The organism is Roseomonas sp. 18066, assembly GCF_902706185.1.
Lineage (GTDB): Bacteria > Pseudomonadota > Alphaproteobacteria > Acetobacterales > Acetobacteraceae > Pseudoroseomonas.
Window position 1 is genome coordinate 1 of record NZ_CACSJM010000182.1, and the last position, 11,164, is coordinate 11,164.

General features: G+C 71.0%; 12 protein-coding genes. 8 read left to right on the forward strand and 4 right to left on the reverse strand.

Features of this window, described 5'->3' with window-relative positions; translation table 11 throughout:
* The coding region (locus GVN67_RS25445; RefSeq protein ID WP_160000122.1) for an SGNH/GDSL hydrolase family protein at positions 1–724 on the forward strand (724 nt) is incomplete at its 5' end.
* On the opposite strand, the gene queG is transcribed toward GVN67_RS25445, so the two are convergent.
* From queG to queA, 4 genes are read right to left on the reverse strand one after another with little or no spacing between them, the layout of a single operon-like run.
* Positions 718–1,746 carry a tRNA epoxyqueuosine(34) reductase QueG gene (gene queG, locus GVN67_RS25450; protein WP_160000132.1) on the reverse strand — a complete coding sequence of 343 codons (1,029 nt, stop codon included), beginning with the start codon at positions 1,744–1,746 and terminating at the stop codon, positions 718–720. The genes GVN67_RS25445 and queG overlap by 7 nt on opposite strands.
* A gap of 43 nt (positions 1,747–1,789) precedes the next feature.
* Entirely contained in the window at positions 1,790–2,254 is a 465-nt protein-coding gene (queF, locus tag GVN67_RS25455) for a preQ(1) synthase (protein WP_160000123.1), read from the reverse strand.
* Positions 2,251–3,381 (reverse strand): tRNA guanosine(34) transglycosylase Tgt, encoded by a 1,131-nt coding sequence (tgt, locus tag GVN67_RS25460; RefSeq protein ID WP_160000124.1) that lies wholly within the window; start codon positions 3,379–3,381, stop codon positions 2,251–2,253. The genes queF and tgt overlap by 4 nt, the downstream gene beginning before the upstream one ends.
* Positions 3,378–4,469, reverse strand: a complete 1,092-nt coding sequence (queA, locus tag GVN67_RS25465; RefSeq protein ID WP_160000125.1) for a tRNA preQ1(34) S-adenosylmethionine ribosyltransferase-isomerase QueA — start codon at positions 4,467–4,469, stop codon at positions 3,378–3,380. Before queA ends, tgt begins: the two co-directional genes overlap by 4 nt.
* A gap of 136 nt (positions 4,470–4,605) precedes the next feature.
* On the opposite strand from queA, the gene GVN67_RS25470 reads away from it, so the two are divergent.
* The 7 genes from GVN67_RS25470 to GVN67_RS25500 form a co-directional block, all read left to right on the forward strand.
* A complete protein-coding gene (locus GVN67_RS25470) occupies positions 4,606–6,285 on the forward strand; it encodes a thiamine pyrophosphate-binding protein (protein WP_160000126.1) in 1,680 nt (559 codons plus the stop codon).
* On the forward strand, positions 6,282–7,265 hold the full coding sequence (locus GVN67_RS25475; protein ID WP_160000127.1) for a 3-hydroxyacyl-CoA dehydrogenase family protein: 984 nt from the start codon (positions 6,282–6,284) through the stop codon (positions 7,263–7,265). The genes GVN67_RS25470 and GVN67_RS25475 overlap by 4 nt, the downstream gene beginning before the upstream one ends.
* Positions 7,262–8,032, forward strand: coding sequence for an SDR family NAD(P)-dependent oxidoreductase (locus GVN67_RS25480; protein WP_160000128.1), 771 nt, complete (start codon positions 7,262–7,264; stop codon positions 8,030–8,032). Before GVN67_RS25475 ends, GVN67_RS25480 begins: the two co-directional genes overlap by 4 nt.
* 103 nt (positions 8,033–8,135) lie before the next feature.
* The gene (locus tag GVN67_RS25485) at positions 8,136–9,344 is read left to right on the forward strand and encodes a Zn-dependent hydrolase (RefSeq protein WP_160000129.1); all 1,209 of its coding nucleotides are present in this window, start codon (positions 8,136–8,138) and stop codon (positions 9,342–9,344) included.
* Positions 9,345–9,403: 59 nt separating this feature from the next.
* Positions 9,404–10,138: a 7-cyano-7-deazaguanine synthase QueC gene (gene queC / locus GVN67_RS25490; RefSeq protein ID WP_160000130.1), complete on the forward strand. Its 735-nt coding sequence runs from the start codon at positions 9,404–9,406 to the stop codon at positions 10,136–10,138.
* Positions 10,131–10,688, forward strand: a complete 558-nt coding sequence (locus tag GVN67_RS25495) for a VUT family protein (protein ID WP_160000131.1) — start codon at positions 10,131–10,133, stop codon at positions 10,686–10,688. Before queC ends, GVN67_RS25495 begins: the two co-directional genes overlap by 8 nt.
* A 39-nt stretch (positions 10,689–10,727) precedes the next feature.
* Positions 10,728–11,164, forward strand: a 437-nt coding sequence (locus GVN67_RS25500) for a RibD family protein (RefSeq protein WP_200845393.1), incomplete at its 3' end; no start/stop codon positions are given.

Sequence of the window (11,164 nt, forward strand, 5' to 3'; positions counted from 1 at the left end):
GGTGGCCCCCACCTCCGCCGCGCCGCCGCCGCCGGTGACCACCGACAACGTCCCCGCCGCCTGCACCGTGCCCGACGAGCTGCGCGCCCTGCAATTCGCCCTGCCCCGCATGGCGACGCTGATCCAGGAGAAGCAGCCGATCCGCATCCTGGCCATCGGCTCCTCCTCCACCGCCGGCATCGGCGCGACGGTGCCGGCGCATGCCTATCCGCCCCGCCTGGCCGCGGCGCTGAAGCGGCTGCTGCCCGGCGCCGACATCACCGTCCGCAACGACGGCATCGGCGGCGAGGTCGCCTCCACCACCCTCGCCCGCATGAAGCGCGCGGTGGTGGACTGGGCGCCCGACGTGGTGCTGTGGCAGATCGGCACCAACGACGCGCTGCAGGGCATCACCGCCCAGGCCTTCTCCGGCATCCTGCGCGAAGGCATCGACTTCGTGCTGGAGCAGGGCCGCGACCTGGTGCTGATCAACCCCCAATACTTCCCGCGCACGCCGAAGGAAGAGCTCTACATGACCTTCGTGCAGAGCATCGAGCGCGTGGCGGTGGAGAAGCGCGTGCCCATGATGCGGCGCTACGCCATCATGCGGTACTGGCAGTCGCTGCCGGCGCCGGTGCTCATGCTGTCGGAAGACGGGTTCCACATGAACGACCTGGGCTACCAATGCATGGCCGAGGTCCTGGCCGGCGGGATCGCGCGGCAGGTGAGCCGGGAAAGTCAGTAAGCGGAGAGGCGCGAGACGGCCCAGCGGGCGGCATCGGCGACCACCTCGGCCCCATCATCCACCAGCGCCGACGCCACGGGCAGCAGCGACGCATCGGCCGAATTGCCGATCGCGTTCAGCACGTTGCGCACGAAGCGATCCCGCCCGATCCGCTTGATCGGCGACCCGCTGAACATCGCCCGGAACGCCGCATCGTCCAGCACCGCCAGCTCGGCCAAAAGCGGCGCGGTCAGATCCTCGCGCGCGACGAGGCCCGGCTCGGCGGTCGCGGAGGCGAACTTGTTCCAGGGACACACCGCCAGGCAATCGTCGCAGCCATAGATGCGGTTGCCCATCGCCACCCGGAATTCCTCCGGGATCGGGCCCTTATGCTCGATGGTCAGGTAGGAAATGCAGCGCCGCGCATCCAGCCTGTAGGGCCCGACGAAAGCCTGCGTCGGACAGGCCGACAGGCACCGGCTGCACCGCCCGCAGTGATCGAGCTCGGCGCCCGAAGGCGTCAGGTCGAGCGTGGTGAAAACCTCGCCCAGGAACAGCCAGGACCCGAATTCGCGGGAGACGAGGTTGCTGTGCTTCCCTTGCCAGCCGAGGCCGGCCGCCTGGCCCAATGGCTTCTCGGAAACCGGCGCCGTGTCGACAAAGACCTTCACGTCGCTGGCGCGCCAGCTTTCCGCCATCCAGCGCGCCAGCGCCTTCAGCTTCTTCTTGACGATATCGTGGTAGTCCCGGTTGCGCGCATAGACGCTGATCGCCGCCCGGTCGCGCTGCTCCAGGATGGAAAGCGGGTCGAGCTCCGGCCCGTAATTCATCCCCAGCGCGACGACGGACACCGCCTCGGGCCAGAGCGACCGCGGCTGCGCGCGCTGCTCGACGCGATCCGCCAGCCAGCCCATCTCGCCCTGCATCCCGGCGGACAGGAAATCATCCAGCCGGGCACGCACCTCGGGCCCCAGATGCGCGGGCGCGAAGCCCACCGCATCGAAGCCCAGCGCCAGCGCCTGGTCGCGGATCGCCGCCGCCATGCCCTCGGGCGTCAGCGGCGGCCGCGTCAGGCGCGGAGGGGTCTCACCCCCGGCCACGATAGGGCGGCACGTCCTGGGCCGGGATCCACACCCCGTCCGGCGCCGTGCCCGTCTGCCAGAAGACGTCGATCGGAATGCCGCCGCGCGGATACCAATAGCCGCCGATCCGCAGCCAGGCGGGGTCCAGCAGCTCCACGAGCTTCAGCCCGATCCCCACCGTGCAGGCCTCGTGGAAAGCCCCGTGGTTGCGGAAGGACGTCAAAAAGAGCTTGAGGCTCTTGCTCTCGACCAGCCAGTCGCCCGGGACGTAGTCGATCACCAGATGCGCGAAGTCGGGCTGCCCGGTCAGCGGGCACAGCGACGTAAACTCGGGCGCCACGAAGCGGACGCAGTAGCGCGTGCCGGGATGCGGGTTGGGCACGCGCTCCAGCACCGCCTCCTCCGGGCTGGCGGGCGCGGCCACCTGGCGGCCCAGCATGGTCAGGCCGGAGACATCATGGGTGGTCATGCGGGGATCTCCTCCGTCTTGGCCCAGCCGGCCTGGATGGCTTCCGCCTCGGCCACTTCAGCGAAGCGGTTGTCCAGGATCGCCTGGCGCAGCCGCGCCATCAGCACCTGGTAGTAGCGGATATTGTGCCAGGTCAGCAGGATCGGCCCGAGCATCTCGCCCGCCTTGAACAGGTGGTGCAGATAGCCGATCGAATGCTTCGTGCAGGCCGGGCAGTCGCATTCGGGGTCGAGCGGCGCCAGGCTCTCGGCATGGCGAGCGTTGCGGATATTGATGACGCCGCGGCTGGTATAGGCCCGCCCCGTCCGCCCCGAGCGCGTCGGGATGACGCAGTCGAACATGTCGACGCCGCGCGACACCGCGCCGATCAGGTCGGACGGCGTGCCGACGCCCATCAGGTAGCGCGGCTTCTCCTCCGGCAGCATCGGCACGGCGAAGTCGAGCACGCGGAACATCTCCGCCTGACCTTCGCCGACGGCCAGGCCCCCCAGCGCATAGCCCTCGAAGCCGATCTCGCGCAGCGCTCGGGCGCTCTCGGCGCGCAGATCCTCGAAGACGCTGCCCTGCTGGATGCCGAACAGCCCGTAGCCCGGGCGCTCGACGAAGGCGGCGCGCGACCGGGCGGCCCAGTCCATCGACAGCCGCATGCTCTTGGCCGCGACCTCATGCGTCGCCGGGAAGGGCGTGCATTCGTCGAAGCACATGGTGATGTCGGCATCCAGCAGGTGCTGGATCTCGATCGAGCGCTCCGGCGTCACGCGGAACCGCTCGCCATTGATATGGCTCTGGAAGGTGACGCCGTCCTTGTCCAGCTTGCGCAGCTGCGACAGCGACATGACCTGGAAGCCGCCCGAATCCGTCAGGATCGGCCCGTGCCAGTCCATCATCTTGTGCAGCCCGCCCAGCCGCCCGACCCGCTCCGCCCCGGGCCGCAGCATCAGGTGATAGGTGTTGCCCAGCACGATGCTGGCGCCGGTCGAGCGCACCGCATCGGCGGTCATCCCCTTCACCGTGCCGGCGGTGCCGACCGGCATGAAGACCGGGGTCTGCACCTCGCCATGCGCGGTGTGCAGCGTGCCGGCGCGGGCGCGGCCGTCCTGGCACTGGCAGCTCCAGGAGAGGGTCATGGCGTGGAAATCTCCCGGGTCAGCAGCGAGGCGTCGCCATACGAGTAGAAACGGTAGCCCTGCGCCACCGCATGGGCATAGGCGTCGCGCATCCGCGCCTGCCCGGCGAAGGCCGAGACCAGCATAAACAGGCTGGACTTGGGCAGGTGGAAATTGGTCAGCAGCATATCGGCCGAATGGAACACATGCCCCGGCAGCAGGAAGATTTCCGTCAGTCCGCGGAAGGGGTGGACCACGCCCTGCGCATCGACCGAGCTTTCCAGCAGCCGCAGCGCGGTGGTGCCGATGGCGACGATCCGCCCGCCCCTGGCCCGCGTCGCGTTGATCGTCGCGGCCGCTTCCGCAGAAATCTCGCCCCATTCGGCATGCAGCTTGTGCTCGCGGGGGTTGTCGCCGCGGATCGGCAGAAAAGTGCCGGCGCCGACATGCAGCGTCAGCGCCACCTGCCCGACGCCGCGGGCCTCTAGCGCCTGCAGCAGGGCCGGGGTGAAATGCAGGCTGGCGGTGGGCGCGGCCACCGCCCCGGGCTGGCGGGCGAAGATCGGCTGGTAGTCGTCGAGGTCCTGCGCCGTCGGGCCGTCGGGCCGCGCGATATAGGGCGGCAGCGGAATCTCGCCGGCGCGTTCCAGCACGGCGGCCAGCAGCGCCTGGTCGGGGCCGAAATCGAGCAGAACGGCGCCGCCCTCCTGCCGCTCGACCACGCGCGGGCGCAGCTCGGGGGCGCCCTCGATGTCCAGCAGGTCGCCCGGGCGGAGCTTCTTGGCGTTGCGCACCAGCGCGTGCCAGAGGCCGCCGCTCTCGGCCCGGTTCAGCATGATCTCGACCTGGGCCAGGCCGCGGCGGGCGCGCAGCCGCGCCGGAATGACCCGGGTGTCGTTCACCACCATCAGGTCGCCCGGCCGCAGCCAGTCCGGCAGCGACGCGACGCCCGCATCGACCGGGCGGTCGGCGCCCACCACCAGCATCCGGGCAGAGTCGCGCGGCCGGGCCGGCGCCTGGGCGACCAGGGCCTCGGGCAGGTCGAAGTCGAAATCACCCGCGCGCAGCTCGGGCAGCGGGGGGGTCGGGACAGGGGCGTCTTGGGTCATGGCGTTGCTGCCGGGCGGTAGCGGAGGGGCCGCGCAAAGGCAAGCAAAGCAGGGCTGCCGCGACGCCAGGGGGTGCCTTGTCCTCGGCGGTCAACGGGGGCAGGCTCGCCGCAAAACGAGGGAATGGGGTCCAGGAATGAGCCTGAACGGGGCGGAATGGTTGGCGCGCAGCCTGGCGCGGTCTGGCCAGAGCCATGTCTTCTTCATCGACGCCGTGCTGCGGCCGACGCTGATGCATCTGCAGGCCCAGGGCGTCCAGCCGGTGCTGGCGCATTCGGAAAAGGGCGCGGCCTATATGGCCGATGGCTATGCCCGCCTCTCGGGCCGGCCCGGCGTGGTCGCCGCCCAGTCGGTGGGCGCCGCCAACCTGGCCGCCGCCCTGCAGGATGCCTGGCTGGGCCGGGCGCCGATGATCGCGCTGTCGGGCCGCAAGCAACCGTCGGCCCAGCACCGCAACGCCTATCAGGAAGTGCCGCACGGGCCGCTTTTCGCCCCGGTCACCCGCGCCTCGATGACGGTCGAGGCCGCCGCCGACCTGCCGCGGCTGTTCCGCCAGGCCTGGTCGGCGGCGACCGTGGCGCCGCCGCGCCCGGTGCATCTGGACCTGAACGGGCTGATGGGCGAGGTCGTCGAGCAGGGCGACACCGGCCATGCCGAGCCCGGCGATTTTTCTGAATGGAACGCCCCGCGCCACCGCCCGGCCGCCGATGCCGCGGTGCTGGCGGCGCTGGCCGAGCGGCTTTCCGGCGCCGGCAAGCTCGCCATCCTGGCCGGCGATGGCGCCGCCCTTTCTTCCTGTGGCGAGGCACTGCTGGCGGTGGCCGAGCGGCTGCAGGCCCCCATCGCGACCTCGCTCGGCGCCCGCGACCTGCTGCCCAGCCGGCATCCGCTGAACATCGGCGTCGTCGGCAGCTATTCGGCCCCGCCCGCCAACCGCATCCTGCATGACGCCGAGGTGGTGCTGCTGGTCGGCTGCGACATGGGCGACCAGGTGACCCATGCCTGGCGCATCCCGGGCCCGGCCACCACCCTGCTGCAGATCGACGCCGACCCGCTGGAGCTCGACCGCTGCCCGGCCGCGCTGTCGCTGCAGGCCGATCCGCGCACGGCGCTGGAGGCGCTGCTGCCGCTGCTCGGCACCGCGCCGCGCGACCCTGCCTATGCCGAATGGGCGGCGCAGCAGATCGCCGGCTGGCGCGCCGCCATCGCGCCGCGCCTCGCCAGCGATGAGGCCCCGATCGACCCCGCCCGCCTCTGCGCGGAAATCTCGGCGGCGCTCCCCGAAGACGGCGTGCTCGTCGCCGACACCGGCTATTCGGGGATCTGGACCGGGACATTGATAGAATTCAACGGCACCGGGCAGCGCTACCTCCGCGCGGCGGGGTCGCTGGGCTGGGCCTTCCCGGCGGCGCTTGGCGCCAAATGCGCGGCGGGCGACCGGAAGGTGGTCTGCTACAGCGGCGACGGCGCGCTCTACTACCACCTGACCGAGCTGGAGACGGCGAAGCGCCGCGGCATCGCCATCACCCTGGTGATCAACAACAACCAGGGCTTCGGCCAGGGCTGGCCCAACCTGCTGCGCGCCGCCGGCAACAAGCCGGAGCTGGCCGGCACCCTGCTGCGCTTCGGCGAGCACACCGATTTCTGCGCCATCGCCGCCGGCTTCGGCCTGCGCGGCATCCGCGTCGACAAGCCCGAGGACATTGCCGCCGCCCTGCGCGAGGCCATGGAATCCGACGAGACCGTGGTGGTCGAGGTGATGACCGGCATCGACCATCGCGCGCCGGAGCCCTGGGCGCCGGAGACCGTTGCATGAGGATCGCCATCATCGGCGCCGGGCTGATGGGCCATGCGCTGGCCCTGGTCTTCGCCATCGGCGGCCATCGCATCCGCCTGACCGACACCAATGCCGAGACGCTGGCCCGCGCCCCGGCGCTGATGGAGAAGGCGCGGCAGACGCTCGCCGCCGCCGACGAGGCGGGCGTGCTCTCGGCCGAGGGGCTGCGCGAGCGCGTCACCCTGGCGCCGACGCTGGCCGAGGCGGTGGCCGAGGCCGAGCTGGTGATCGAGGCCATCATCGAGAAGCCCGAGGCGAAGCGCGCTGTCTTCGAGGCGCTCGACGCGGCGATGCCGCCCGGCGCCATCCTCGCCAGCAATACGTCTTACCTGGATGTCTTCCCGCTGATGCCGGCCGCGCGGCTGCCGCGGGCGATCATCATGCATTGGTACACCCCGCCCTATCTGGTGGACCTGGTCGACCTGGTCGGCAGCCCGGAATGCCCGCCGGAGCTGGTGGACGAGGTGGCGACAATGCTGCGGGCGATGGGCAAGGTGCCGCTGGTGATGCGCCGCTTCCTGCCCGGCTATATCGCCAACCGGCTGCAATCGGCGCTCAGCCTGGAATGCTACCGCCTGCTCGACGAAGGCTATGCCAGCCCGCAGGAAATCGACGAGGCCATCATCCACGGCCTCGGCCTGCGGCTGCTGCTGCTTGGCCAGATGGCCAAGGGCGACTTCACCGGGCTGCAGCTCTCGGCCCATGCCCTGGCCAACAAGATGTACGCGCCGCCGCCCTTGCGCGGGCATAGCGACGCGCTGGATGCGGCGCTGGCCCAGGGCCATGCCGGGGTGATGACCGGCCGCGGCCTCTATGACTGGGGCGGCGAGGACCCCGCTGCCCTGCTGGCCGAGCGCGACCGCCGCCTGCTGGCGCTGAAGAAAGCGGTGCGCGAGATCGGCCCCATGGCGGGCCTCATGACGGCCCCCATGGCGGCCAAGGAGAACGAAAAGGCATGATCCGCTACGAGCTCACCGGCAAGCGCGCCCTGGTCACCGGCGGCGCGTCCGGCATCGGCCTGGCGACCGTCAGGCAGCTGGCCAGCGCCGGCTGCCGCGTCGCCGTCAACCACCTGGCCGACGACGCCCGCGCGGCGGCCGTGCTGGCCGAGCTGCAGGCCGCCGGCCATGACGTCATCGCCGCCCCCGGCAATGTCGGCGACGCCACCGACGGCCCGCGCATGGTGGAAGCCGCCATCGCCGCGCTGGGCGGCCTGGACTACCTGGTCAACAATGCCGGCACGCCGGGCACCAGCAGCCTGATCCCGCCCAGCGCCCTCGACCGGCTGACGGAGGAGCTCTGGGCGACCGTGCTGCAGGTCAACCTGCTGGGCGTCTTCCGCTGCGCCAAGGCGGCGGCCCCCGCCTTGAAGGAAGCGCGCGGCGCCGTGGTCAATGTCGCCTCCATCGCCGGCCTCGACAGCCCCGGCAGCTCGATGGCCTATGGCGCCACCAAGGCCGGGGTGGTCAGCCTGACCAAGAACCTGGCGCGTGGCCTGTCGCCCGAGGTGCGGGTCAATGCGGTGGCCCCCGGCGCCGTCGACAGCTCCTGGATGGTCGAATGGACCGAGGAGCGCCGCGCCGCCTCCGCCGCCAAGGCGCTGCTGAAGCGCCGCTGCCAGCCCGACGACCTCGCCGACGTTATTCTTTTCCTCCTGGCCGGCGCGGGAATGGTCACGGGCCAGACCGTGGTGGTCGACGGCGGCCTGACGCTCGAATCCCGCTGAGCGATACCGGCGGCGGCGCGGGGACCGGAAATCCCCCGCTGCCGCCTTGATGCTTCTGATTTCGCGCCGCACCATGCCCGGGCAACGCAGCATGGATGCCCCAATGCCCCAGGCCGACACCGCCCGTTTCCTCCAGGACCTGCAGGAGCTGCGCCAGATCGGCCGCTTCAAGACCGGCGTCCACCGTCCGACCTATTCGCCGCAGGACATGGAATCCCGCCGCTGGCTGATGGCGAAGATGGAGGAGGTCGGGCTCGAGGCCTCGATCGACGGCATCGGCAATGTCTTCGGCCGCCACAAGGGCCCGGGCCCGCATTTGCTGTCGGGCAGCCATATCGAAAGCCAGAACGAGGCCGGCTGGCTGGATGGCGCGCTCGGCGTCGTCGCGGCCCTCGCCCTGGCCCGCGCCGGCCTGCCCGTCGATGTCTGCGCCTTCGCCGACGAGGAAGGCCATTTCGAGGGCGGCTTCCTCGGCAGCAAGTCGATCATCGGCGAGCTGACCGAGGAAGAGATCGACCGCAGCCGCAACCGCACCGACGGCACGCCGCTGCGTGACGCCCTCAAGGCGGCCGGGCTGGAAGGCCTGCCGCGCATGCAGATCGACCCCAGCCGCTACAAGGGCTTCTTCGAGATGCATATCGAGCAGGGCACCCAGCTCGAGCAGGCCAATCTTCGCATCGGCGTGGTCAGCGGCATCGTCGCCATCTGGCAGTGGCGCCTGGTGATCGACGGCCAGCAGGACCATGCCGGCGGCACCACCATGGCCGAGCGCCGCGACGCGGGCCTGGCCGCCATCCGCCTGCTCGCCGCCATCGACGCCGAGTTCCCCCGCATCTGCGGCCCGCGCAGCACCTGGACCACCGGCCGCATCACCCTCGAGCCCGGCGCCCCCAGCATCATCCCCGGCCGCGCCGATGTCCTGTTCCAGTTCCGCGACGTCTCGATGGAGAAGCTGCAGGCGATGGAGGCCACCCTCCGCGCCCTGGTGCAGGAAGCCAACCGCCGCGACCGCTGCAGCATCCAGCTGCTGGCCGTCAGCAAGGCGACGCCGGCCATCTGCGACCCGGCCATGATGCGGGCGCTGACGGCGGCCGCCGACAGCTTCGACCCCGGCTGCAGCCAGGTCATGCCCAGCGGCGCCGGCCACGACGCGCAATACGTCGCCAAGACAATGCCGGCCTCGATGGTCTTCGTCCCCTCGATCGGGGGCATCAGCCATCATTGGTCGGAGGATACCAAGGAGGCCGATCTCGCTCTGGGCGCGCAGGTGCTCGTCGAAGCCGCCGACCGCTTCCTGAAGGGGGCCAACTGACAGAGAAAGGCCGGGGGGATAGTATCCCCCCGGACCCCGCCTTCAGAAAGCATACCACCATGACCGAGAGCGCCCTCGTCCTGTTCAGCGGCGGACAAGACTCCGCCACCTGCCTGGCCTGGGCCCTCTCCCGCTTCGATCACGTCGAAACCCTCGGCTTCGATTACGGCCAACGCCACCGCATCGAGCTGGAATGCCGCGACACCTTCCGGAAAGCCCTGCCCGACGACTGGCACCAAAAACTCGGCCCCGACCACACCCTCGCCCTCGATGCGCTGAAAGAAATCTCCGACACCGCGCTGACGCGGGAGACCGAGATCGCCATGCGCGAGGACGGCTTGCCCAACACCTTCGTCCCCGGCCGCAACATCGTCTTCCTGACCTTCGCCGCGGCGCTGGCCTATCGCCGCGGCCTGCGCCACGTCGTCGGCGGCATGTGCGAGACGGATTACTCTGGCTATCCCGACTGCCGCGACGACACCATCAAGGCGCTGCAGGTGGCGCTCAATCTCGGCATGGCCCAGCGCTTCGTCCTGCACACCCCCCTGATGTGGCTGGACAAGGCGCAGACCTGGGAGATGGCGGAAGAGCTCGGCGGGCGGAAACTGGTCTGCGACATCGTGGAAAAAACCCACACCTGCTACCGGGGCGAGCGCGGCGCGCTGCACCCCTGGGGCCATGGCTGCGGCACCTGCCCCGCTTGCGAGTTGCGCGCCAGGGGCTGGGCGGAGTACGAGACCCGCGCTCACGCGCGGATGCACCCGCCCAGCAATGGAAAACTCGCAGATGACTGACCCCCGCCGCCTGGAAGGCTTCCTGGCGCTGACAGGCTTCGGCCTGACCATTCCCATCGCCAACTGGCTCATCGGCAATGCCGGCACCGTCTGCGTGCCGAACGGCCCCTGCCTGATCCCGGTGGCCCCTGGCGTCATGGCCCCCTCCGGCGTGCTGATGATCGGCCTGGCCCTGGTCCTGCGCGACCTGGTGCAGCGCCGCCTGGGCCTGCGCTTCGCCTGGATGGCCATCGTCGCCGGCACTGTTCTGTCGGCCTTCCTCGCGCCCCCGGCGCTGGTCGTGGCCTCGGCGGCCGCCTTCCTGCTCAGCGAGACCGCGGATCTGGCCGTCTACACGCCGCTGCAGAAGCGCAACCTGGTGCTGGCCGTCGCCGCCTCCGGCCTGGTCGGGCTGGTGGTCGACAGCGTCTTCTTCCTGTGGATCGCCTTTGGCGACCTCGGCTACCTCTCCGGCCAGGTCATGGGCAAGTTCTGGATGGTGGCCCTGGCCCTGCCGCTGACCGCCTGGCTGCGCCGCGCCGATGCCCGCCGCGGGATCGTCCCCGCCTAAGCTGGCAACCATGCCCGGCCTCGGGCATAGAGGGGGGCGATGGCCGACACCGAACCGCCCCTCGCCCCCCCCCGGGCGGACCTCGCCGCCGACCCGATCTGGTCGGCCCTGCTGCGGCACCGCGACCAGGGGGGCGCGGCACCCCTGCCGGCCGACCCGCTGACAGCCCTCTTCGCCCCCATCCTGGCGCCGCCCGCGGCCCCCGATGGCTGCCTGGTGCTGGGGCGGCTGGCGCAGACGCTGGACGGGCGCATCGCCACCGCCTCCGGCTCCAGCCAATGGATCGGCGGCGAGGGCGACCTGCTGCACACCCACCGCCTGCGCGCCCTCTGCGACGCCGTCGTCGTCGGCGCCGGCACGGTGAAGCATGACGACCCCCGCCTGACCACGCGCAACTGCCCCGGCCCCAGCCCGCTGCGGGTGGTGCTGGACACCGAGCGCCGCCTCGGCACCGGGTATGGCGTCTTCGCCTGTCT